This window comes from Chitinophaga nivalis (genome assembly GCF_025989125.1).
GTDB classification, from domain to species: domain Bacteria; phylum Bacteroidota; class Bacteroidia; order Chitinophagales; family Chitinophagaceae; genus Chitinophaga; species Chitinophaga nivalis.
This window is the reverse complement of the sequence record NZ_JAPDNR010000001.1, coordinates 7,561,170-7,584,557: the sequence shown is the minus strand read 5'-3', so window position 1 is coordinate 7,584,557 and position 23,388 is coordinate 7,561,170. Positions and strand designations below refer to the sequence as shown.

19 protein-coding genes are annotated in these 23,388 nt (G+C 48.8%); 11 read left to right on the top strand and 8 right to left on the bottom strand.

Going from position 1 to position 23,388, the window contains the following annotated elements:
- The first annotated feature begins 154 nt into the window (after nt 1–154).
- Together OL444_RS27595 and OL444_RS27590 are read left to right on the top strand one after the other, a co-directional pair.
- The gene (locus OL444_RS27595; RefSeq protein WP_264728018.1) at nt 155–697 is read left to right on the top strand and encodes an RNA polymerase sigma factor; all 543 of its coding nucleotides are present in this window, start codon (nt 155–157) and stop codon (nt 695–697) included.
- 2 nt (nt 698–699) lie between these two features.
- On the top strand, nt 700–1,806 hold the full coding sequence (locus OL444_RS27590) for a FecR family protein (protein WP_264728020.1): 1,107 nt from the start codon (nt 700–702) through the stop codon (nt 1,804–1,806).
- A 14-nt stretch (nt 1,807–1,820) separates the two neighbouring features.
- Here the strand turns inward: OL444_RS27590 and OL444_RS27585 are convergent, their stop codons facing one another.
- Nucleotides 1,821–2,984: an MFS transporter gene (locus OL444_RS27585; protein ID WP_264728022.1), complete on the bottom strand. Its 1,164-nt coding sequence runs from the start codon at nt 2,982–2,984 to the stop codon at nt 1,821–1,823.
- Nucleotides 2,985–3,051: 67 nt separating this feature from the next.
- Nucleotides 3,052–3,942, bottom strand: coding sequence for a cyclase family protein (locus tag OL444_RS27580; protein ID WP_264728024.1), 891 nt, complete (start codon nt 3,940–3,942; stop codon nt 3,052–3,054).
- A 44-nt stretch (nt 3,943–3,986) separates the two neighbouring features.
- On the opposite strand from OL444_RS27580, the gene OL444_RS27575 reads away from it, so the two are divergent.
- On the top strand, nt 3,987–5,285 hold the full coding sequence (locus tag OL444_RS27575) for a polymer-forming cytoskeletal protein (RefSeq protein ID WP_264728026.1): 1,299 nt from the start codon (nt 3,987–3,989) through the stop codon (nt 5,283–5,285).
- Between the two features lies 1 nt (nt 5,286).
- Here OL444_RS27575 and OL444_RS27570 read toward each other — a convergent pair whose 3' ends face one another.
- The gene (locus OL444_RS27570; RefSeq protein ID WP_264728030.1) at nt 5,287–5,883 is read right to left on the bottom strand and encodes a Crp/Fnr family transcriptional regulator; all 597 of its coding nucleotides are present in this window, start codon (nt 5,881–5,883) and stop codon (nt 5,287–5,289) included.
- Nucleotides 5,884–6,105: 222 nt separating this feature from the next.
- Between OL444_RS27570 and OL444_RS27565 the strand changes: the two genes are divergently transcribed.
- Together OL444_RS27565 and OL444_RS27560 are read left to right on the top strand one after the other, a co-directional pair.
- A complete protein-coding gene (locus OL444_RS27565; RefSeq protein WP_264728031.1) occupies nt 6,106–7,878 on the top strand; it encodes a chloride channel protein in 1,773 nt (590 codons plus the stop codon).
- A 119-nt stretch (nt 7,879–7,997) separates the two neighbouring features.
- Nucleotides 7,998–9,014, top strand: a complete 1,017-nt coding sequence (locus OL444_RS27560; protein ID WP_264728033.1) for an MBL fold metallo-hydrolase — start codon at nt 7,998–8,000, stop codon at nt 9,012–9,014.
- Here the strand turns inward: OL444_RS27560 and OL444_RS27555 are convergent.
- Entirely contained in the window at nt 9,005–9,841 is an 837-nt protein-coding gene (locus OL444_RS27555; RefSeq protein ID WP_264728035.1) for a class I SAM-dependent methyltransferase, read from the bottom strand. The genes OL444_RS27560 and OL444_RS27555 overlap by 10 nt on opposite strands.
- Nucleotides 9,842–10,137: 296 nt before the next feature.
- On the opposite strand from OL444_RS27555, the gene acnA reads away from it, so the two are divergent.
- A complete protein-coding gene (acnA, locus tag OL444_RS27550) occupies nt 10,138–12,867 on the top strand; it encodes an aconitate hydratase AcnA (RefSeq protein ID WP_264728037.1) in 2,730 nt (909 codons plus the stop codon).
- A 57-nt stretch (nt 12,868–12,924) separates the two neighbouring features.
- Here acnA and OL444_RS27545 read toward each other — a convergent pair whose 3' ends face one another.
- Both OL444_RS27545 and OL444_RS27540 read right to left on the bottom strand, forming a co-directional pair.
- Complete coding sequence (locus tag OL444_RS27545) at nt 12,925–15,168, bottom strand: cation:proton antiporter (protein WP_264728039.1); 2,244 nt, start codon at nt 15,166–15,168, stop codon at nt 12,925–12,927.
- Between the two features lie 308 nt (nt 15,169–15,476).
- Nucleotides 15,477–16,370 carry a LysR family transcriptional regulator gene (locus OL444_RS27540; protein ID WP_264728041.1) on the bottom strand — a complete coding sequence of 298 codons (894 nt, stop codon included), beginning with the start codon at nt 16,368–16,370 and terminating at the stop codon, nt 15,477–15,479.
- Nucleotides 16,371–16,461: 91 nt separating this feature from the next.
- On the opposite strand from OL444_RS27540, the gene OL444_RS27535 reads away from it, so the two are divergent.
- Both OL444_RS27535 and OL444_RS27530 read left to right on the top strand, forming a co-directional pair.
- Nucleotides 16,462–16,860, top strand: a complete 399-nt coding sequence (locus OL444_RS27535) for a cupin domain-containing protein (RefSeq protein ID WP_264728042.1) — start codon at nt 16,462–16,464, stop codon at nt 16,858–16,860.
- A gap of 11 nt (nt 16,861–16,871) precedes the next feature.
- Nucleotides 16,872–17,255 (top strand): tautomerase family protein, encoded by a 384-nt coding sequence (locus OL444_RS27530; RefSeq protein ID WP_264728044.1) that lies wholly within the window; start codon nt 16,872–16,874, stop codon nt 17,253–17,255.
- A 2-nt stretch (nt 17,256–17,257) separates the two neighbouring features.
- Here OL444_RS27530 and OL444_RS27525 read toward each other — a convergent pair whose 3' ends face one another.
- Nucleotides 17,258–17,788 (bottom strand): dihydrofolate reductase family protein, encoded by a 531-nt coding sequence (locus OL444_RS27525; protein ID WP_264728046.1) that lies wholly within the window; start codon nt 17,786–17,788, stop codon nt 17,258–17,260.
- Nucleotides 17,789–17,846: 58 nt separating this feature from the next.
- Complete coding sequence (locus tag OL444_RS27520) at nt 17,847–18,662, bottom strand: helix-turn-helix domain-containing protein (RefSeq protein WP_264731735.1); 816 nt, start codon at nt 18,660–18,662, stop codon at nt 17,847–17,849.
- Between the two features lie 238 nt (nt 18,663–18,900).
- On the opposite strand from OL444_RS27520, the gene tyrS reads away from it, so the two are divergent.
- The 3 genes from tyrS (at nt 18,901) to OL444_RS27505 (ending at nt 23,387) form a co-directional block, all read left to right on the top strand.
- Nucleotides 18,901–20,106 carry a tyrosine--tRNA ligase gene (tyrS, locus tag OL444_RS27515; protein WP_264728048.1) on the top strand — a complete coding sequence of 402 codons (1,206 nt, stop codon included), beginning with the start codon at nt 18,901–18,903 and terminating at the stop codon, nt 20,104–20,106.
- A gap of 4 nt (nt 20,107–20,110) precedes the next feature.
- On the top strand, nt 20,111–21,046 hold the full coding sequence (locus tag OL444_RS27510; protein ID WP_264728051.1) for a YihY/virulence factor BrkB family protein: 936 nt from the start codon (nt 20,111–20,113) through the stop codon (nt 21,044–21,046).
- 187 nt (nt 21,047–21,233) lie between these two features.
- Nucleotides 21,234–23,387: a TonB-dependent siderophore receptor gene (locus OL444_RS27505; RefSeq protein WP_264728053.1), complete on the top strand. Its 2,154-nt coding sequence runs from the start codon at nt 21,234–21,236 to the stop codon at nt 23,385–23,387.
- Nucleotide 23,388 lies beyond the last annotated feature (1 nt).

Below are 23,388 nucleotides of genomic sequence, written 5' to 3'. Positions count from 1 at the left end.
TATTAGGGGATAATATATCGTATACTATGTAGCAGAATTAACAGAAAGGTAACACGGGAAGCGGACTGATTAACAACTGCATAACATTTGAGTGAGAATTAACTTTTGCTTCCTTTTAAAATGATAGCTTGTTTGTCGAAGAAGAAGAAATGATATGCACACTTTTCAGGATGATATGTTACTGCAACAGTTGAAAGCAGGAGACGAAGCCGCTTTTATCGCCATTTACAACCGGTATCAACCTATGTTGCTCCTGGAAGCATATTACAAGGTACGTGACTATGCAGAAGCGGAAGATATGGTACAAGATATCTTTACCGCACTTTGGCAACGAAGAGAAACGATACTGGTAACTACTTCTCTTAAAAATTATCTTTTCAAGTCGGTACATTACCAGTACGCCGCGAAACTGAGAAAAAATGATAGCAGCAGAAAATTCCTCCTGCAATGGCTACATCAGGTGGAAAACAGCAGTGATGAAAGACCTATAGAGAATAAAGAATTAGGTGAACAAATAAACGATGCCATTAAAAACATTTCTGCAGCTGCCACCCGTAAGGCGTTCCAGATGTTGTATATTGATGGTAAAAGCCAGAAAGAGATAGCCATAGACATGAACATTAACCTGCAGGTGGTGAAAAACCAGGTAAGCCGCGCATTGAAAACCCTGCGCCAGCAACTGCGGAAAGCCTATTGATTATGGAAATGAACAACAGTAGAATTGAACAGCTGATAGTAGAAGAGTTAGCTGGTGTCATCAGTCCGGAAGACCGCGACTGGCTGCACCGGCAAATCGATATAGATGCCGATGCCCACACCCTTTATCAGCACAAAAGAGAAATATTACATACGGAAGCATTGAAACAGGTTATGCGCAACAGCCCCGCTGCCATTAACATTGTGCACAGGGAACGCCGGAGGAGAATACGGATACGTCGTATCGCCTCCTGGTCTGCCGCTGCCGCCATCCTGTTGCTGGCGGGTGCTTACTACTTTTCCAGCTCCTTCCGGCAACCAATACCGCCAGCCGCTTTAGCCAACAGTAAACACATCATCCTGCAATTATCCGATGGCCATAGCATCGATCTGTCGGAAGCGCCGCAACAGTTGAAACTGGGAGCCATGACCCTGCAGAACACCCAGGGATATTTGTCCTATCAGGCTGTTAGCAGCAATACGATGGCTACGCTACAGGTACCGCCTGGCAAAGATTACCGGCTCTTACTACCCGATGGCAGCGAAATAACCCTTAATGCAGCTTCTACCTTACAATTTCCGCTGACTTTCACCGGCAATACCCGGGAGGTGACGATTAACGGAGAAGCCTATATGAAAATAGCGCCCAATGCACAACAGCCTTTTATGGTACACTTACCTAACAGTACTGTGGAGGTATTAGGTACCGCTTTTAATGTCAATACCTACGACCGCGGGCATGTACAGGTGGCGTTGGTAGAAGGCGCCGTACGCATGAAAACAAATGACAAGGCGCAGTTGCTGCAGCCCGGCGAAGAAGCCATCTATAAAGAGGGTGAAGGCGTTATAGTACGTCCGTTCGATGCGGATTATACCCTCAGCTGGCGGAAAGGGAAACATATCTTCAACGATGTGCCCCTGGAAGAAGTGATGAAAGTATTGCCCCGCTGGTTTGGCGTACAGGTAGTGATAGATACGGCCCGGCATGCGGCCATGCGGTTTACAGGCGTAATCGACCGCTACCAGCCCGTGCGTATTTCATTGGAACGCCTGAAATATACCAGCGATTTCGACTTTTACATCCAGGATAATGTGGTGCATATCCGCTGAAAAAATATCCGTTGTTAAGGCGTTGTTGTTTTAATACCCCGTACCATCCCGATGATCAACACACCACAGATAGCCATAATAGCAAAAGAATAACGCAGACTGGTGGCTTGTGCCACAAAACCTACCAGGGGCGGTACTACCAGGAAGCCCAGGTAGCCGATGGTGGAAATCGCAGCAAGCGTCTGCCCGCCATTCGTATTTTTTGATTTACCTGCCAGACTGAATACCAACGGAACTACACAGGAAACGCCAAATCCGGCAAACACAAATCCAATACCGGCTGGTAACGGATACGGAAAGATAATGGCCAATGATAAACCTGTCAGTATCAGCCAGCCACTGTAATGCAGTATTTTTTTGATGCCTATTGTTGCTACCAGCTTGTCTCCGGCAAAACGTCCGGTGGTCATGGCAATCATGTAGATCACAAAAGCTGCTGTGGCAGTAGGTTTAGATGCATGTACTACTTTCTGGAAATAGATACCACTCCAGTCATACATCGTATTTTCAGTAGCCATACAGGCAAAACAGATGAGGGAATATTTAAGTAGAGATTTATCCGGTAAGGAGAAAACAGGCTTTTTGATATCGGAAACGATGGGCTGATCTGCGTAGGTTTTGGGATAATACACCAGGGTAAAGCCCAGTAACAGGATGCTTATAATCAGTAAATGATAGGACGGTGCTACATTCATGGTTACCATCAGGTAGCCGATAGCTGCGCCGGTAAAACCGGCAATACTCCAGATACCATGAAAGGTGGTGATAATACTCTGGTGATGCATATGCTGAATATGGACCGCCTGTGCATTCATCGACAGGTTCAGCAGATTGCGGGCCGATCCGAAACAGAACAGCACGAGCGCCAGTTGCCATACGGAAGTGGCAAATCCCGGTAAACTGAGAATCACGTTAAATACCAACGCCCCGTAGAGCATAATCTTGCGGCTGCTGAATGCGCCCAGCAGTTTACCGGTAACAGGCATGGTGAGCATTAAGCCGATGGGCAGGGCCAGCAATACTGCTCCCAGCTGCGCTTCGTTCAAATGCAGCTGTTGCTGAATAGAAGGTATCCTGGATGCCCAGGTAGAGTAACCTAGTCCGGAGATAAAAAAGAAGACGGAAATGGCAATCCGGTATTGTCTGGCGTTGGCGGCGGTGTCGATTTCTGCTAACATTTACAATGATGCATACCCTTTTGTGGTCATGAAGCACGCAAAATTAGGCAAATCCTACCGGATATAATTACCGTTGTTCCAGCCGTGCCATCGCTCTTACCGGAAAAGTGCCCGCTCCTTTGAATTTGGGTGGTACGGCACTAAAGGTAAACCCATCCTGTGGCAATGCTTCCAGGTTGCACAGATGTTCCACAATCAGTATTTCAGCGCCCAGCAGCGTACTATGTACCGGCCGGCTGTTACCACGGGTATCATCAATGTTATGCGAATCGATGCCTACCAGTTTTACGGCACAGTCACGGAGGTATTCCGCTGCATCTGCAGTCAGGTAAGGATGATTTTCATAGTAGGCAGGCGTATTCCAATGAGTAGCCCAGCCGGTATGGACTAGTACGGCCCGGTTGCGGATTTCATAGTTCCGGAGCAGGTCGGCGTTGATGGCAAGTGTATCGGTATAAGGCACGCGGATAACGGTGCCGGCAAGATCTGCAAAGGCTTCCAGCGCTACTTCCGACAGGTCTTTGCCATGTTCATAACGATGAAAAGGACAGTCGATGTAAGTACCGGTATTGGTCACCATTTCAATTTTTCCAATCTGGAAAGAAGTACCGGGTTCATAGAATTTTTTGGAGTCTTCCCGGCTCAGGTAATCACATACAATCGGTGCAGGCAGGCCTTTATAGGTCACCAGTCCGGCTTCAATCGTATGGCTCAGGTCTACGAGATAACTGCCGGCAGGCGTATCTACCGGTGTACGCTTATGTGGTTCGGTGAGGATTTCCTTGTTGAGAATTTTTACCGTACCTACCATCAATAAGCGCATATCTGCTACAATATAAGCTGCGAGGGCTTCGTCGGCGATATCATCTCCGGAAATATCCAGCCTGAAATCTTCTCCCTGGATGCCGCCACCATTGGTGAAGCGGATGTCAAAATCGAATTTTACTCTTTTATGCATACCTTTTGCTTGTAATAACGATAATAAATATACGAATCAGTCATATGGAAAAGAAGTTTCGCCTGATCTCCTGCAAAGATGCAAATGCGCAGTATCATATCGCTGCACTGATATATGAAAGTGAGGAGATGTTTTTTGATATCATCGCAGACACCGATTATTTTTATATACACGAAGGAGATCTGGCATTGACCGATCATTTAATACTGGATACAGACACTTTGCCGGATACACCAGATGGACAACGTATCCAGGGATACATCGTCACAGGTAACCTGACGGTAGCAGGTAGTATCCTGAATGAAACCGGCGATTACGGCCCGGCGCTGTATGTAGCGGGGGATGTACATTGCAGGAGTTTGCTGATCGGCGGTTCACCGGTGCATGTCACAGGGAATATCACAGCAGAAGAAATGATCCTGTTACACTATAACCATGGCTGGATGCAATGTGGCGGTACACTCACAGCACCGGTATTTATTGCAGAAGATTATCATTTTACACCAACGGTACCACCAGTCACTACTTTTTATTATCATGATAATGACCCGGAGATGCCGGCAGCGAATCATTGTACGGAGGGCGAAGAAGACGATGATGAAATAGCGGTGGGTTTACGCACCCTGTTACACAATCCGCTGACGACTACTTTTGAAGAATTGCGGCGTGACCTGGCAGCGGGAGAATATGTACTCCGTGCCACGGTACAAGATGCTGCCTACTGGCAACGCAAGGTGAAAAGCAATTGGCAAGACCTGAAACGGGTGCCACCGGAAATGCGCACCCACGAGCTTTGTATGATGGCGCTGCATGGTTATGTAGGCGCGCTGGCTTATTTCCCGGCTGCACTGCTGGATGCATCGCTGGTAGCCTATGCTGTGGAAAAAGATGGGAAAGCACTCCGTTATCTGCCGGAGGAATACATCACCCGGGAACTCTGTTACCTCGGGGCAGCACATGGCGCTATGTTGAAACACGATATCCCGGAAGCATTTTATGAGCCGGAATTATTGTTGCTGGCCATCCGCCGGGCCGATCATCAGATGGAAGCAGTGCCGGTACAATGGATCACGGAAGATCTGTTGGTAGAATATGTAAAGATAGGCCGGGGAGCATTCCTGGATCATTATTGTGAGAAAGCAGGCATCTCCAAAAAACGGGTGCTGGAGCGGGTGATCGCAGATGGCATACAATTTCTCGAGCCGGTATTTGGCTGGCATCTGTCGGCTATTACCTATCGCTACGCAGCAGATTTATATAACAACAATATCTTCCAGCCGGAATGGACGGCTATAACGGAAAAGCATGCACGAAAAATAGCGCGTTTGACTATTACAGAATAATTTAACCAGCTACCAGTTGCTGTAGTTGTTTTTCCTGCAGCAGGGTAATGGATTTACCTTCTGCCAGAATAATTTTTTGCTGAATAAATTCCTGCAGGATGCGGTATACGGTTTCATAGGTACTGCCGGTAAAGGAAGCCAGGTCCTGGCGGCTGATGGAGAAGCGGAGGTTATCATGTAGCCGGCTTATTTCCAGTAAGGCATCCGCCAGCCTGCTTTTAACGTCCATGTGCACGAGATTGCGCATCCTGCGTTCTGCTTCCTGTAGTTCTGCTGCAAAAAACTGCATCAGTTTATAGGTGAAGGCAGGATTTACTTTCAGGGAAGCCTCAAAAAAAGCAAAGTCAATAAAACACACTGTGGTATCTTCCAGGGCAGTAGCAGATACGGTATACACGCGCTGATCGCTGCCCAGTCCGCGGTGCCCCAGTATATCGCCTTTCCGGGCAAACCGTACAATCAGGTCTTTTTCCTCCCCCCACTGCTTGTGCACTTTTACTTTTCCTTCATACAAAAAAAAGATGCCGGTGGCAGTAGTGCCTTCGGTGAAGATGCCGGCTCCCTTTTTAAAGAACAGGTGCTGCTTGTGCTGGGCCACAGCCGGCCGCCATTCCGGTATACAGAACTGGCATAAAAAACATGTCTTTAAATCGCAGACCCCGGTCTTTTTCATGCCTGCAATACTAGTACTTTTTTGAGTTTTTGAAAGAAAAAACAACTTTTAATATGATTTGAATCATATTTTTGTGGTCAATTTGTGTTTTTAAAAGACGTTTTTTATAATATGAATCATAAAAAGAAGCGAGCATTCGCGGGAAACATGTCCGGAAGGGTATTTTACCTGAGTTTACAGGCATGTTTGAATGCCCTGGCAATAGGCGTGGTGGCCAAAGGGCTGGTATTATTGATCAGTTTATTTACCAACCTGGCCTTCTACGGCCGTTTTTCTTTTGCAGAAAATGGGCCGGCCGGTAATCAGCTGGGACTGTTTGTCATTGCCGTACCGGTATTGGGTAGCCTCATCGTGGGGGTGATGGCGCGTTTTGGCAGCAAAGCTATCCGCGGTCATGGCATTCCCGAAGCCATGGAAAATATTATCCTGCACCAAAGCCGGATACCACCCATAATAACATTGCTGAAACCCTTGTCTGCCGCCATTTCCATCGGCACGGGCGGCCCGTTTGGCGCAGAAGGACCTATTATTGCCACGGGAGGCGCCATTGGTTCCTTTACCGGCCAGGTGATTCATATTTCTGCGGCAGAACGCAAGGTGTTACTGGCGGCCGGCGCCTGTGCCGGGATGTCGGCTATTTTTGGCAGCCCGCTGGCGGCAATCCTGCTGGCGATAGAGCTGCTGCTGTTTGAATTCTCGCCGCGGGCAGTGATTCCGGTAGCCATTGCCTGTATTACCGGTGGCGGCATGCACCTGTTGCTGTTCGACAACCAACCGGTATTTGCTATGCCGGATATTCCGGCGGTATCCGACAAAGCCCTGCTCACCTATGTATTGATGGGAGCCGTGATCGGCGTGGTGGCCGCCGGCGTATCCCGCTCTGTATATTGGGTGGAAGACCTGTTTGAAAAACTACCGATACACTGGATGTGGTGGCCGGCAATCGGCGGACTGGCAGTAGGAGGAATTGGTTATTTTGCGCCACATACCATGGGCGTAGGGTACGATAATATCAAAAGTTTATTGACAGGACAGGTGCCTTTGTTGCTGATTTTATCACTATGTATCCTGAAATATCTTTCCTGGGTAATTTCATTGGGCAGTGGTACTTCCGGTGGTACGCTGGCGCCGTTGTTTACCATTGGCGGCGCGTTGGGAGCCTTGCTGGGCGCGGGAGTACTACACCTGTTGCCAGGCAGCGATATCAACATCGCCACTGCCGCTTTAATAGGAATGGCAGCCATGTTTGCCGGGTCTTCCCGGGCATTGCTTACCGCAATTGTGTTTGCGCTGGAAACAACCGGGCAGACACATGGTTTGTTGCCGCTGATCGGCGCCTGTACAACCGCTTACTTCGTTTCCTTTTTCCTGATGAAAGGAAGTATTATGACGGAAAAGATCCGGCGCCGGGGCGTGGCTACACCGGAGGAATATACCCCCGACCTGTTGCAGCAACTCAGCGCAACAGCAGCGATGCAGCCGTCATTAGTTTCTATACAGGAACAGATGACGTCGGCCACGGTCAGCCGGCTCCTGGAGCAACAGCCCTGTTATCAGGCTTATCTGCCGGTAACAGATGCTGGTGGCAGATTCAAAGGTTACCTGCACCGGGCCGGCCTGGCGGCAGATAACGCGCCTGCAGCCTTGCCGCTGATACCGGAGAAAAACCTGCCTTATGTGCTGGCCACAGATAACATGCAGACGGTGACCACTATACTGGGCAGCTACCCGATAGATGTGTTGGCTGTATTGGATAACAGCGATCATAAGCAATTGCTGGGGGTGATTACAGCTGCGGATGTACTGGCGGCCTATACCCGGCACCGGATAAAAGATGCGAAGTACCATTCTGCCTTTTATGGCAATATCCGCCTGCTGCGGGTGATGGCCCGGGGGAAAACCATATTGGCACGATCATAGAAGGGAATGGAAGATACCGGCCGGCTGATTACAATATTTTGCCGGCCGGTGCGTCTTCATAAAAGTCCCTGTTCCAGATGAGGAAAAGCAGGTCGTTTTGTAAGTACCAATTCATGCGTATGCAAAAAAAATCAATGACGGCAAAAGAGAAAATGCAACGGTCGGCCAATTTCAGCAATGGCGTATTTCAGAATTTATCGCTGACACCGATGAAGCTGGAAGATGTGACCTATTTCAGTATGCTGAAAGATGCCCTGAACCGGCCTGCTGATACAAAGCCGGCGAAACCGTTGCCCACCATAAAAACAGACCTGAAAAAACGGTCGTCCGAAAAGCCGGTGATTGTCTGGTTTGGCCATTCTTCTTACCTGATACAGGTGAAAGGCGTGAATATCCTGGTGGATCCTGTTTTCAGTGGCAGCGCATCTCCTTTTTCTTTTATGGTGAAAGCCTTCCCGGGTGCCGATGCCTATCAGGTGAAAGATATGCCCGATATAGATGCGGTGATCATCACGCATAATCACTATGATCATCTCGATACAAAAACAATTGCTCAGCTGAAATCCCGTACGGGCAGGTTTTATACGGCGTTAGGGGTAGGCCGCGATATTGCCGGATGTGCCGGTAATAATGTTGCCATTACGGAAATGGATTGGTGGGATACAGAAGCAGTAGCACCGGGTATAACGTTAACGGCTACACCGGCACGACACTTTTCCGGCAGAGGACTGAAAAGAGGTGGTAGTTTATGGGCTTCTTTTGTATTGGAAATTTTTGGCTACAAAATTTTTATCGGTGGCGATTCCGGCTATGACAGCCACTTCAAGACGATTGGCGACAAGCTGGGACCTTTTGATATTGCGTTACTGGAATGTGGGCAGTATAATGAAGCATGGCCTTTTATACATATGATGCCGGAGCAAACCGTACAGGCAGCCATTGACTTACAGGCGAAAGTATTAATGCCGGTTCACTGGGCCAAGTTTGCATTATCGCTACATCCCTGGAATGAACCGGCGATACGTGTCACGAAAAGCGCGGCGTTGCACCAGCTGGCTATTACTACTCCACGCATAGGAGAGCCGGTAGTGGTAGGAGAAAGTTATCCGCAGGACCCCTGGTGGAATCAGATATGAAAGAGTACCATCTCGAGCATGCCTTCACCGGGTACATGAAACACATGATTACTGCCGGTAGTTTTGTATTCTATCTCATTTAAAGGCTCCACCGTTTCACCGGATGCTCCCAGGGCAGCCAGCAGCGCGAGTATGTTATCGCGGCTGTTGGTGTTCAATGCCCCGTTGATATAGGTTTCCAATACCGTTAATGCATGGCTGTGGGCCGTTTTAAAGGCAGGGGGCACGGTAGCAGTGGTTAGAAAATAATCCATTGTTACAATGTTCCGCTGATCATTTGTTTTAAAGAGCAGCATCAGGTTGATAAATTCTTCATTGGTAATGAAATGAATAACCCCTTCGAAAATAATCAGCGTAGGCAGGTGAGCGTTATATCCGTTTTCTACCAGCTGTACGGCCAGTGTCTGCGTATCTGTAAGGTCGCAGCGAATAAAATGGATACTTTTCTGCCCCGGTAATAATTCTTCGTAAATCGCTTTCTTTTCAAAGATGTAACCATTATCTACTTCAAAGATATGTTTGATGTTGTTTTTGTAATTCTCCAGCAGATACAACGATAGCGGATCAAGACCTGCCCCCAGAATAATGACCTGTTGCTGTGGCTGTAACAGCAGCTGTTCCCGGAACATTTCCCGGATGCTTAATTTACGGTAGTAGATAGCATCGGGTATGGTGGGGTAAGCCTGCCGTAACTCCCAGGCGATGCGGCTTGTTTCGCTGAAATCAATGGCATCAATATAATGTTGTTGAAGGGGAGTGGTGTACAGGTCCAGTGCATATTCCAGAATAAATCGGGAAGTGGAGGGCACCTTTAATTTATAGGTCATGGTTAATGAGGGTTATTTCTTATAAAGCTAGGGGTTAGAAGTGCGTATTTACTGCAGGATAGCCCGGGTAGTATCGGATACGTAACAAAAATTTTATACCATCGGCCGGAAAAAGTGAGGGGAGATTATCTTGTTTTACCGGATGGTAAGTACAAAAAAGAGTATGCCGGCAACCGGAAAATCCATTGCCCCAATGAAATACAAAAGCCTGATGTAACCATGTTTTAACGCAAAGGCAATAAACAAAATTTTCTTTCCGTTGTTGAAGGGGTACCTCACCAACTCAAATGATGACTATGCAACAACGAATTGCTTCGCTCAGCAAACTGGAACAGGAAGGCAGGAAGATATCCCGGTTGCCCTTTTCCATCAGAATTTTGCTGGAAAATGTATTGCGCAACCATGATGGTTTTGCGATTACCGACGAACATGTAAATATCCTGGTAAACTGGGCGCCGGGAAGTACAGACCAGGAAATCCCCTTCAAACCGGCACGGGTGCTGATGCAGGATTTTACCGGTGTGGCAGCCGTGGTGGATATCGCCTCTATCCGTGCGGAGGTAATCCGGCAGGGGAGAGATGGGGCAAAAATCAATCCGGCTATCCCCGTGGATCTGGTGGTAGACCACTCGGTACAGGTAGATTTTTTCGGCACCGATTATTCCTATACGAAAAATGTGGCCTATGAGTATGAGCGGAATAAAGAACGGTACCAGCTCTTGAAATGGGCACAACAGGCATTTGATAACTTTACGGTAGTGCCGCCGGGAATGGGTATCTGTCACCAGGTAAACCTGGAGTACCTGGCGCATGGCGTTATCAGCCGCGATGGCTGGCTGTTTCCGGATACCCTGGTAGGAACAGATTCCCATACGCCCATGGTAAATGGTATTGGCGTGCTGGGATGGGGCGTAGGAGGAATCGAAGCGGAAGCCGCTATCCTGGGACAACCGATCTATTTTTCCTGTCCGCAGGTGATAGGTTTAAAGCTCACCAACCGGCTGACAGAAGGTGTTACCGCTACAGATATGGTGTTGGCCATTACGCAGCTATTGCGGAAATATGGCGTGGTAGATAAATTCGTGGAAGTATTCGGCGATGGGCTGGATCATTTGTCGGTGCCGGACCGGGCTACCATTTCGAATATGTCGCCTGAATTTGGGTGTACGGTGACGTACTTCCCGATAGACGCCCAGACGCTGCAGTATATGCGCCGTACCAACCGGTCGGAAGAACAGGTGACGTTGGTAGAAAACTACTGTAAGGAAAATATGCTGTGGCGGCACGGCAATGAAAATATTACGTATTCCGATATCGTAGAACTGGACCTGGCGCAGGTACAGGCGGCGGTGGCAGGTCCTAAACGTCCGCAGGACCGTATCCTGGTGCGGGACGTGCACAGTGAATTTGAAAACCTGCTGAGCAAAGAGTTTAAGCGGATGTATACGCCGGAAGGAAAACGCCGGGATACCGCGTGGCTGTCGGAAGGTGGTTCCGGTACTGCTTTCACCTATGAGATCCAGAAACAGACCGAAGAGGTAGCCGTAGAAGTGGAATACCTGAAATCGGTGCGCATCAAAATAAAAAATGAAGAATATGTACTGAGCGACGGGGCGATTACCATTGCAGCGATCACCAGTTGTACAAATACTTCCAACCCCAGCGTGATGATAGGAGCGGGACTGGTGGCTAAAAAAGCTGTGAGTCGCGGCTTGTCTGTGAAGCCCTGGGTGAAAACCAGTCTGGCGCCAGGTTCCAGGGTGGTAACCGAATACCTGCGCCGGTCAGGATTACTGACAGAGTTAGAAGCGTTGCGTTTCCATACTGTGGGTTATGGTTGTACTTCGTGTATTGGTAACAGTGGTCCTTTGCCGCCACACATTGCCGAGGCGGTAGATAAAGGTAACCTGGTAGTAGCATCGGTGTTATCCGGCAACCGTAATTTTGAAGCACGGGTACATCCGCAGGTGAAAATGAATTTCCTGGCTTCTCCGCTGCTGGTAGTGGCCTATGCCCTTGCCGGTCGTATTGATGTGGATTTGCTGACAGCACCCCTGGGCTACGATCCCAACGGAGAGCCGGTATATCTCCGCGATATCTGGCCTACCCAGGATGAAATCAATGAAGCCGTAGCTGCCGCCGTGAAACAGGAGGATTTTGAACGCATCTACCGTGTAATCTTTGATGGCGATGAGCAGTGGGAAGGATTGCTGGCGCCCACGGGGAAAGACTATCACTGGAGCAACGATTCTACCTATATCCGGGAAGCGCCTTTCTTCCGGGGACTACCGGAAGATGCCGGCCCATTGCAGGATATCCGGGAAGCCCGGGTATTGCTGAAACTGGGCGATTCGGTAACTACAGATCATATTTCGCCTGCCGGCTCCTTTAAGGCGGATACGCCTGCCGGCAAATACCTGCTGGATCATGGCATTGATCCCCGGCTGTTTAATTCCTATGGTTCCCGCCGTGGTAATCATGAAGTGATGATCCGGGGCACCTTCGCCAATGTGCGTATCAAAAATGAATTGTCGCCGAAAGAGGGTGGTTTTACGACACTGATTCCACAGGGAGTGGTCTTGTCGGTATATGATGCGGCCATGCAATATGCCGCTGCTAAAGTGCCATTGATCATATTGGCAGGCAGGGAATATGGCAGTGGTTCTTCCCGCGACTGGGCAGCAAAGGGTACGAACCTGCTGGGCGTAAAAGCTGTGATAGCAGAAAGTTATGAACGTATTCACCGCAGCAACCTGGTGGGAATGGGCGTATTGCCGCTGGAATATGTAGATGGACAAACAGCGGCGTCCTTGCAGCTGTCAGGTACAGAAGCCTTTACCATTACAGGTATTGCAGAGGGTATTACACCGGGTAAGTTACTAACGGTGAGGGCTAAACCGACTGGTGGAGAGGAGATTGTTTTTCAGGTGAAATGCCGGCTGAATGGGGCTATTGAAGTAGCGTATTATCGCCATGGCGGTATCCTGCAATATGTATTAACGGAGTTTCTGAAGAAGTATAAATAGTAAGTAAGATAATTTCCGGAAGATGATCACATCTTCCGGAAATTATAATGGATGATATTATTCTGCTCTACGGGTAAAGTCCAGTATTTTTTTCCGGTCGCCTACCAGCCATACCACATCTTCCCATTCGAATATTGTTTCAGAAGAAGGATTCAACATACGGTCGCCTCCGCGGGCGATGCCTACCACCAGGGCCTGGGTTTTCTCCCGGATGCCGGAGTGGCGGATGGTCTGTCCTTTCAGCCCGTTGGTTTCATCTACCACAATGCTGATGAGGCCAATGTTCTCATCCGTTTTTTCGTCGTGCCGTTCTACGTTCAGGGTATTGACAATCCGGTTAAAATCTTCGAGCTGGGCTTCAGTGCCGATGGCTGTGATTTTATCGTAAGGAAACAATTTTTCATCCCGTGTAGGGGCATAGATGGTCACATTGCCTCTTTTGATGGAGCCTACGTTGATACCATATTTTTCCCGCAGCTGGAGATTCGCCAGGGGCTTGTCTATCAGGGTAGACCAGGGATTGATCTCAATTTCTGACACCTGCGCATCCCAGGGCAGCAGATCTGCGGCTGTTGATCTTTTGGCGGCAGCATCGGCATTTTCGCGGGCATTCAGGTTGGCCAGGAAGCGATGTTCGATACGGTTGTAGAACTTCTGCAGCTGCTGGCGCAGTACCAGCAATACGATGAGTAATATCACCGCGGTACCCATCAGTGCTTGCCAGAACGGGAAGAACTGATTGACAAGGAAACCTACCAGTAATACCGCTATTACGTTACGGACCACCTCTACAACTACCAGCGGACCATGATTGTATTTGGAATCTAGCCACAGGGCTTTGTACGAAATGCTGGATATTTTCTGTATCATCAGGGCCCAGATGAACGGCGCCATCATGGCAATACCAATCACCACACAAAGTAATTTTACCCACAGTTGATTATCCAGATACTTCACCACAAAAGGACCGATATAGTATTTGTTCAGCATGATGATCGCCAGCATGATGACACTGTTCAGGATAATCACTTTCATATAGGACCGCAGTACAATGCGCCAGTCGCTTTCGCCCTGCAGGGTTTGAGAGCTGGCACTGTAGCGGTTGATGGCCTGCAGCCACTTTTTCGGCAGGCTCCTTTCTATCCAGTTATAGACCGGTCCGGAGAACTTGATCATATAAGGGGTGGTGAAGGTAGTGATGGCGGAAACGCCTACTGCTACAGGAAAGAGGAATTCGCTGGTGACGCCGAGGGTGACACCAAGTGTAGCAATGATAAAGGCAAATTCCCCTACCTGCGCCATACTCATACCTACCTGTACGGATTGTTTCAGCGATTGGCCTGATAAAAGCGCGCCCAGGGAAGTACTAAAGAATTTCCCGAAGATGGTTAACAAGGTTACCCATAATACCGGCCACCGGTATTCGACAATCATTTCCGGATTGATCAGCATTCCTACGGATACAAAGAAGATGGCGCCAAACAGGTCTTTCACCGGTTGGATCAGATGTTCTACTTTTTCAGATGACGTAGTTTCTGCAATGATGGAGCCCATGATGAAGGCGCCCAGTTCTGCGGAGAAACCGGCTTTGGTAGCCAGGATCACCATACCCAGACACAAGGCGATACTAAGAATCAGCAAGGTTTCACCATTCAGGTATTTTTCCATTTTTTTCAGGAAAGTAGGCAACAGGAAAATACCTGCCAGGAACCATAAAGCCAGGAAGAACAACAGTTTTACGATGGTAAACAACATCTGTGCGCCTTCAAACTGTTTGCTGACCGCCATGGTGGATAATAATACCATCAGTAATATCACCACAATATCTTCTACGACGAGTACGCCGAATACGATTTTGGTAAATGCTTTTTGTTTAATGCCCAATTCATCAAAGGCACGGATGATAATGGTGGTGGAGGAGCTGGCGAGTAAACCACCGAGGAATAAGCTGTCCATCATACCCCATCCCATTAGCTGGCCGGTAAAATATCCGGCCACGGTAATGCAGGCTATTTCCACAAAGGCTGTGATGGAAGCAGTACCTCCCACCCGCATCAGTTTTTTGAAACTGAATTCCAGTCCCAGTGAAAACAAGAGAAATATTACGCCGATCTCAGACCAGGTTTTAATCCCTTCTCCGTCTGAAATGGAAGGAAACAAATGAAAATTCGGACCCACTAAAAAACCGGCAATGATATAGCCTAATACCATGGGTTGTTTTAGTCGTCTGAATAATAAAGTTATAATACCTGCCGCTCCTAATATCAATGCCAGGTCAATAATCAATTGTGGTAAATGCATACAGAAATACTCGGTTTAAAGTTCGTGTGTTGTACCTTTATGACGATGATGAATCACCGCACATATGTGTCAGATGCCAGTTTCCGGATCTATCAATGTTCGCTAATATATCGTTTTTCCGCTCGGGGAACAAGCATTATAAAAGAAAAACAGGTATCATTTTTAAGATATTGCCATTGATAAGCTGTTTGTATTGTATATAACAGCACACTGTTAACTTCCTTTATTTTTTTCGTTAAAATCTTTAACACAAGTTTATAGATCCGCATATGCCCATGTCTGGAAAAACAACAGGCCGGTGCTTTTGTTTATACCCGGCGGGTAATTTTTCCTCCTTTGATATTTTTTATCTGTTCGGCAATGGTTTCCTCCAGGATGTGGGTGAGGCGTTGTACCGCTGGCGCCGGTGCTGCTGCCTGTGTTTGCAGCAATACGTGTACTTCCGGTAAGGGAGGTAATCCGGTGGAGATGATCTTACAACCGTCGGGTAATCCCAGTGCGGTGCGTACGGTAATGCCCAGTCCGGCTTTTGCGGCCGCCCACATACCAGTGATGTTGGCGCTGGTCAGCGCCGGGCGCCATGCATGGGAAACTTTATCCAGTGCCGCCAATCCGGTAGTGCGGAACAGGCAGGGTGCTTCAAATAACAACAAGGGCAGAGGGGATTGCTGGGCGATGGCCGGTGTTTCGCCGCCAATCCAGCGCATGGGCAGCTGGCCGATAGGGATGGCGGCCGCCGGCAGGTCGCTGCTGAAAACCGTGATTACATCCAGCTTGCCTGCCTGCAGCTGCTGTTGTAATACACCCTGCCGGTCGATGACGATGGTGATCTCTACTTGCGGATGTATAGCGGCAAAGCGGGCGAGTACGGTGGGCAGGCCACTGTCGGCAAAGTCGGCCAGCAATCCCAGTTTTACTTTGCCTGCTATATGCGTGGCCGTTAGGGCGGTTACGGCTTTGTGGTTGATGTCCAGTAGTTGCCGGGCATAGCCCAGCAGCATTTCGCCGGCAGCGGTAAGCCGCCGGCCCCGGCCCTGTTTCACGAAAAGCGGTTGGCCGGTCATTTCTTCCAGCCGCTGTATCTGCAAACTCACGGCCGATTGAGAGCGATTTACCTGCTCGGCGGCTTTGGCGAAGCTATCCAGTTCCGCTGCCAGCACAAACGTGCGTAAAAGCTCCAGGTCCAGCAACGCATGTATCATACTTTAGTTTTATTAAAGTGTTTGTTGAGATGTTTCAATATTGTAAAAGTATGAATTAGTCCTAGGTTTGCAGGTAAATAACGGGTCTTTTATGAAAATAATAGGGATATGCTGCCTGTTGCTGTTTTGGGGCCGTTTACAGGCGCAAACAAAACCTGTTGCCGGAGTAGGGCGTAAAACATTGCTGACGCAAATCCTGGCCCCGCAAACCGTGGAAGAAGTGAAGATGGAAGCAATCACGCTGGCCCCGGGAGCCGCCGCACCGGCACATTATCATCCGGGAGAAGTGTATGGGTATGTAACAGCGGGGGAAATCTGGTATCAACCGGCCGGGGACTCACTGGTACGGCTACACGCCGGCGACCCTTTCCGTGAAGCGGCGGGAAAACAAATCCTGGTATTTAAAAATGCACAGACCAATCAGCCGGCCACCTTCCTGGTCTTCTACCTGTTGAAAAAAAATCAGCCGGTCATCATCCTGCAACCATAAAATCGATTGATATGCCTTTTATACAAATCTATCTCGGTGATCATCTCACCGAAAAAAACAAAACAGACATTTCTTCCGCGGTACATAACAGCCTGGTAGCTGTATTTAAGATTCCGGTAGATGACTACTTTCATGTGATACATACCCTGCCGCCAGGCAGCATCCGGTATCCGGCATCGTACATGAACGTGCCGCATTCCCATCAGCAGGTATATATCCGGATTACAGCCCGGGACGGCAGAACGGTGGCGATGAAGAAAGAACTCTATCAGCAGATTGCTGCGGGCATTGCTGCCAGCACACCTGTGCCGGCATCGGATGTATTTATCGTGCTGGTGGAAACGGCGGCCGAAAACTGGTCGTTTGGTAACGGGCTGGCACAGATGGTACCCTAAACCTACACTTTTTGATAGTGCAGTTCCAGCACACTGTTGTCGTAGGCACGGGAATGTGTCAGCCGGAAAGTTTTCTCCAGCGCTATTCCGCTGAACAAGGGGATACCCGTTCCCAGTACTACCGGCATCATGTGCAGGATCATTTCATCAATCAGGTCATATTGTAACAGGGCCGCGTTCAGCTGTCCGCCGCCGATCAGCCAGATATCTTTACCTGCCGCGGCTTTCACCTGTTGTACAAAAGCAGGGATATCCGTGTGGATAAACTGTACGTCGGCGGTAGCAGTCCGGCCGGGCTGCCGCGTAAATACATAGTTGGTTTTGTCGCTATAGGGAAAGGTTTCGCTGAGCTTTAATACATCCAGGTACGTCGTATAGCCCATAAAGGTAGTGTCTGTGGTAGCCAGAAAATCGGCATAGCCATAATCGGTATTGTCGGGATTGGGAAATCCCGTGAGCCAGTCGATGCTGCCATTTGCGGTAGCAATGTATCCGTCCAGGCTGATGGCAATGTATACTTTCAGTTTTCTCATCTGTTATTTTTTACAAAGATGAATCAACCAAACCGGCAGAAATTGTACAAAATTCCCGTTAGCAGAAAATCGTATTCGGGAAATCCAGGTGTACTTTTCCTTGTTGTACGGCGCGCCGGTAGCCGGATGGCGTCATGCCGGCGAAGGAACGGAATACCCGGATGAAATGCGCCTGATCATAGAAGCCCAGGTCATAGGCAACGTGCGTCAGCGGCATATCAGGCGTAGTGGCGATTTGTGTAATCGCCTGATTAATCAGCTGCAACTGCATATACTTTTTTGGTGTTAACCCTACTGCCTGTTGATAATAGCGGATATATTTTTTGGGCGAGATGCCTGTGCTGTGTGCCTGTGTTTGTATATGTCCTTTCTGCAGCGATATATACTGCGGCAGAAAAATAATTTCGTCTGGAACTGATTGTGGGCGCGCCATATCCAGTAGCCGGTTTTCCAGTGCATATAATTTCTCCATCGGATCAGCGATGTTTTCCAGCTGCGCCACCCACTGCCGGCTTTGCGGTCCCAATACCTGTTCCAGCGTTAAGGGCCCCTGTTCCAGGCGTATGGCCGGAAATCCCAGCAGCCGGTATAACCCGAAAGGTTTGAAGATAATACCGATGGCTTTGTAATGTCCTTGCGTATGTGTGAGCAATGGGCCGGAAAAAATGCCGGATACGCCGCCATGCCGGGTATAGGAGAACGGCGCGTGGGAAGGCCCTGTCAGCGACAGATAGTCGCCGAAATTAATGATCAGCTCCTGGTGCAGAAACGGAATGCTGTAGGTATACGCTGGCTGTTGCGTGGCCTCGTGGTACCAGCAATAATCCACCGCTTCTTTCAGCGCGCTCTTAGGTGTATATACCATCGCATTCATCACGGCACAAAGATACCAAGGGTTGGGTATTTTTCGGCAGGAAGTTCGTACCTTGCTACCTGTAATGAACAAACGTCAGCAGTCATATCTCCCCTTTCCATTTTATACCACCTATTATACCATAGGGCTGGTCCGGAATGGCTGTTGTGATCATTATCATTAAATCTGCATGAGATAACGCACACCATATTTATAGCCCGGATCATCGTATCCGGGCTTTTTTTATTCAATTTTTTTTATGGGAACAACACAATTACAGGAACAGGTGGAAATTATTTTCCCCGAAAACGGCCTGGAGAAAAAGTTACAGACAGCTGCTACAGCAGGCCGGCAGCTAATCGTGAAATTAGGATTTGATCCTACGGCGCCGGATCTGCACCTGGGCCATGCCGTAGTATTGAAAAAGATGAAACAGTTTCAGGACCTGGGACATCGCATCGTGATTGTTATCGGCGACTTCACCGCCCGCATCGGGGATCCTACAGGGCGTAATAAATCGCGGCCGCCTTTGAGTGCTGCTGAGGTAGAACACAACGCGCAAACCTATGTACGGCAGCTGTCGAAAATACTGGATGTAAGTCGCTGCGAAATCCGGTATAATGCTGAATGGTTGGAAAAGATGGACATGGCAGCCGTCATACGCCTGTTATCGGGCACCACGCTGGCGCAAATCATGCACCGGACAGATTTTCAGCAACGCTTTCAGCAGCAGACGCCCATTGCCATGCACGAGCTGATATACCCGCTGCTGCAGGGTTTTGACTCCGTGCAAATAAAGGCGGACATTGAAATGGGAGGTACCGATCAGCTGTTTAACTGTACGATGGGGCGGCAGCTACAGGAAGCCCGTGATCTGCCGGCACAGATCGTGATGTGTATGCCGCTGCTGCGGGGTATAGATGGCACGGCCAAGATGAGTAAATCGCAGCACAATATCATCGGACTTACAGATACACCGGACGAGATGTTTGGTAAAATGATGTCGGTGCCGGATGCGTTGTTGCCCGATTACATCCGTATGACTACTGATTTCAGCCGGCAAGAGCAAGACCAGCTGCTACAGCAGCTGACTGCCGGAGAAAATCCGATGCGTATTAAAAAAGCAGTGGGTAGTAACCTGGTACAACAGTACCACAGCAAAGCCGCCGCTACTGCCGCACAGCTGTATTTCGAAAAACAGTTTCAGCAACAAAGCCAGGCAGATAAAGTGTTCGCACCTGTGTCATGGAATAGCTTGCCGGGAGTAGCAACGATTGGACTCATTGAGTTATGCAAACAGTTACTGCCGGCCGAAAGTAAATCGTCGCTGCGCAGACTGGTGTTGGCGGGAGGTATTCAGGTGAACGGGCAAAAATGTCTGGATATAAATACTACATTTACGCCGGACAATCTGCCATTGAAGCTGAAACTGGGCAAGCGATCCTATTTTGAAATTATTGCGTAATTGTATGGGAGATACTACTACGGAAAAAAAGATACCTTACTGGCTGCACTTTTTCCTGGCATTTAAGGATGCCTGGAAAGAGCTGCAGGCAAATGATCCGCTGCGGATGGCCGGCGCAACGGCCTTTTTTACCACGTTTGCCTTACCGGCTATCCTGGTAATCATTATACAATTGTTGCGACTGATTTTCCGTATCCAGCATGTAGGTAAGCGGTTATTTGCACAACTGGAAGGCGTTTTCGGTAAAGAAGCCACGGAGGCCTTAACCGGTACCCTCAAGGCTTTCAGGAGTATTGCCCAGAACTGGCTGATCGCCATAGGTGGTTTTCTTTTCCTGTTATTTGTAGCGACTACGCTTTTCAAAATCATCAAGAGTTCACTCAATGAATTATGGAAGATCAAACCGGTACACAAAGCCACGGTAGGACAGATATTATTATCCCGGTTAAGAGGCGTGCTGGTGATCTTTTTTGCAGGCGTGTTATTTATCATCGACCTGGTGGCGGATGCGGCCAAAGCCTTTCTGGGAAAATATATCGATGCCTGGCTGCCGGCCCTGGCCATGTATTATAACAGTGCGTTGAACTATGTGATTTCCGTGGTGATTGTCACTATCTGGTTTTTCCTGGTGTTTTATTTTCTGCCGGATGGCCGTCCACGCTGGAAAGCAGGACTTACCGGCGCTTTGGTTACCAGTATCCTGTTTAATATCGGAAAGCTGATCCTGAAAGTGATGCTTACCTATAGCAGTATCAACAGTATTTACGGCGCTTCTGCTGCTATGGTATTGTTACTGCTGTTTATGTTTTATTCTTCCCTGATCTTTTATTTCGGGGCTGCTTTTACCTATACCTGGAGCGCCCGTATGGATGCGATGATACAACCCTTGCCGCATGCCGGCCGGTATCAGGTCACAGTAGAGGAAGACGAAACCACCTGACGCGTACCGGGCATTTGGTTTTTATGACCTCATGCCGTAGGTTTGCGCCACAGTATACCCGCCAGCTGTTTATCCCGTATTGTATTCCGGTAAGATACGCGTTTACCTTGTTGCCGTCGGAGCAGCGTTTACAGGCAGTAACTGTAAAGGATCGTACTATTTTTCAAACTGTATTTGTTTAATTGTCATGTATTGTAATAAAAAGCTGTTCCTGTTGTGGATAGGGTACCTGTTACCGGCTGTAGGCCTGGCACAGGATAAGACTTCCCGGGATACCGTGGCCCACCGCCGCGATCTGGGAGAAGTAGTGATCGCAGGTCAGCAGGATGGATACCGCACACCTGTTTCTTCTATTGCTACGAGAACTGCCACATCACTGCTGGAGACACCGCAATCGGTGCAGGTGGTAGGACAAGCGGTGATCAAAGACCGGCAGGCAGCCACCCTCAATGAGCTGGTGCCTTTAATGACCGGTGTAAAAGCCAATAATGGCATGGGTGGATTCAGCATGCGCGGATTCAGTGGCTATAACCCGGCAGAAGGTAGTTTTATTATGTTCAACGGGGTGCGGGGTAACCTGTATCTGTGGAACCAGCCATCGCTGTTGTATAATATTGAAAGGGTAGAAGTGTTGCGGGGACCGGCTTCCGTGCTGTTCAGCGAAGGGATGCCGGGCGGCCTTATTAATTTTGTTACCAAAAAACCACAGGCAACAACCGGACTAAGTGTACATGCTTCCTATGGCAGCTGGGATTTTGCCCGTTTTGCGGCGGATGCTACCGGCGCTTTATCAGCCAATAAAAAATGGCTGTACCGCGCCATTGCAGGGTATGACCGCAGCAACAGCTTCCGTGATCAGCAGCATACCGAAAATATTTTTCTGGCGCCTTCCTTTACCTGGCAACCATCCGTGAAAACGGCTGTCAACCTGGAATTGAACTATGCCCGTACCAATGCGGTGCATAGCTACGACCGCGGTACGTTTGTGAAAAAACTGCCCGATGGTTCCTACGACTTTAATGCCTATCCGAAAGAGCGGACGGTACAAAGTCCGGATGATTACGGAAAAAATACCAATACTTCCGCTACACTTACCCTGAACCATACTTTCAATGATCGTTTATCCCTGACCGTTGTACAACGGTATGTGCGTAACCAGTTTAATTTCGCAGATCATTTTGTGGCGGGCGCTATTGTCAATGATTCCATTAACCGTACCTATTCTACCTGGGATAACGACCAGTTTAACTGGCAGACCACGGCCTATGCTGGTTACCGGTTTCATACCGGCCGGCTGGAACACAATATCCTGACGGGCTTCGACTATAACCGTTTCGGCTGGACGAAAAACTTATATCGCAATTATAGCAGTACGCGTATCGGTATCTGGCATCCGGATTACCGCAACGATGTGCCGCCGGTGGATGCACCTACCAGCAGCTACGACGACAACAAACAGGTAACGAACCTCATTGGTGGGTATGTGCAGGATCAGATCGGATTGCTGCATAACCTGAAAGTGTTGCTGTCACTGCGGTACGATCACTACAAAATGGTGCAGACGCCTTTGTCGGATAAAGACGATGTGCAGGGAGATCATGCGGAAACAGGCGCCTGGGTACCACGGGCGGGCATTGTGTATTTGCCGTTGCCGAATCTGTCTGTATACGGTAGCTTTACCCGTTCCTTTAATCCGCACTTATCCAGTGCCACTGCCAGTGGGGGGCCTTTCCCTCCTAAAACGGCTACGCAGTTTGAAGCAGGCGCCAAAGGTGATTTCTTCCGGCAGCGGCTTTCTGCCATGGTAGCAGTGTACCACATTGCTTACCGCAATCTGCTGGCGCCGGACCCTACAACAGATAATCCCCGCAGACAGGTAACGGTGCCGGGTACACGTAGTCAGGGCGCAGAAGTGACCTTGCAGGGAAATCTGAAAAATGTGAACATCATCGCCGGGTATGCGTATAATGATCATCAGCTTACCAATAAAAGCACGATTGGGAAAAAGGGAGATCGTTATGTGAATGCGCCGCATCATATCGCGAATGTGTGGGTGAAGTATAACTTCACACAGAAGTGGCTGAAAGGATTTGGTATTGGCGCCGGTGGCCGTTACGTGAGTGATCAGGTAGGGAATATGGCGACGCAGGATTTTGTATTGCCGGCTTATACCGTACTGGATGCGGCGTTGAACTATGATATCCGCCGGTTCAGTTTTCAGTTTAATATCAACAACATTACCAATACCCGTTATTTCAACGGGGGCATATCCCGTAACACCGTGGCTTCTCTGGGTAATCCATTGAATGCACGGATAGGCGTTAATTTCTTAATTCTCTGAT

Coding starts and splice junctions, on each gene's coding strand:
- acnA (WP_264728037.1), top strand. CDS start 10,138: ATGCAACAACGAATTGCTTCGCTCAGCAAACTGGAACAGGAAGGCAGG.
- OL444_RS27590 (WP_264728020.1), top strand. CDS start 700: ATGGAAATGAACAACAGTAGAATTGAACAGCTGATAGTAGAAGAGTTA.
- OL444_RS27595 (WP_264728018.1), top strand. CDS start 155: ATGCACACTTTTCAGGATGATATGTTACTGCAACAGTTGAAAGCAGGA.
- OL444_RS27560 (WP_264728033.1), top strand. CDS start 7,998: ATGCAAAAAAAATCAATGACGGCAAAAGAGAAAATGCAACGGTCGGCC.
- OL444_RS27585 (WP_264728022.1), bottom strand. CDS start 2,984: ATGTTAGCAGAAATCGACACCGCCGCCAACGCCAGACAATACCGGATT.
- OL444_RS27540 (WP_264728041.1), bottom strand. CDS start 16,370: ATGATACATGCGTTGCTGGACCTGGAGCTTTTACGCACGTTTGTGCTG.
- tyrS (WP_264728048.1), top strand. CDS start 18,901: ATGGGAACAACACAATTACAGGAACAGGTGGAAATTATTTTCCCCGAA.
- OL444_RS27545 (WP_264728039.1), bottom strand. CDS start 15,168: ATGCATTTACCACAATTGATTATTGACCTGGCATTGATATTAGGAGCG.
- OL444_RS27510 (WP_264728051.1), top strand. CDS start 20,111: ATGGGAGATACTACTACGGAAAAAAAGATACCTTACTGGCTGCACTTT.
- OL444_RS27555 (WP_264728035.1), bottom strand. CDS start 9,841: ATGACCTATAAATTAAAGGTGCCCTCCACTTCCCGATTTATTCTGGAA.
- OL444_RS27505 (WP_264728053.1), top strand. CDS start 21,234: ATGTATTGTAATAAAAAGCTGTTCCTGTTGTGGATAGGGTACCTGTTA.
- OL444_RS27565 (WP_264728031.1), top strand. CDS start 6,106: ATGTCCGGAAGGGTATTTTACCTGAGTTTACAGGCATGTTTGAATGCC.
- OL444_RS27525 (WP_264728046.1), bottom strand. CDS start 17,788: ATGAGAAAACTGAAAGTATACATTGCCATCAGCCTGGACGGATACATT.
- OL444_RS27575 (WP_264728026.1), top strand. CDS start 3,987: ATGGAAAAGAAGTTTCGCCTGATCTCCTGCAAAGATGCAAATGCGCAG.
- OL444_RS27520 (WP_264731735.1), bottom strand. CDS start 18,662: ATGAATGCGATGGTATATACACCTAAGAGCGCGCTGAAAGAAGCGGTG.
- OL444_RS27535 (WP_264728042.1), top strand. CDS start 16,462: ATGAAAATAATAGGGATATGCTGCCTGTTGCTGTTTTGGGGCCGTTTA.
- OL444_RS27530 (WP_264728044.1), top strand. CDS start 16,872: ATGCCTTTTATACAAATCTATCTCGGTGATCATCTCACCGAAAAAAAC.
- OL444_RS27580 (WP_264728024.1), bottom strand. CDS start 3,942: ATGCATAAAAGAGTAAAATTCGATTTTGACATCCGCTTCACCAATGGT.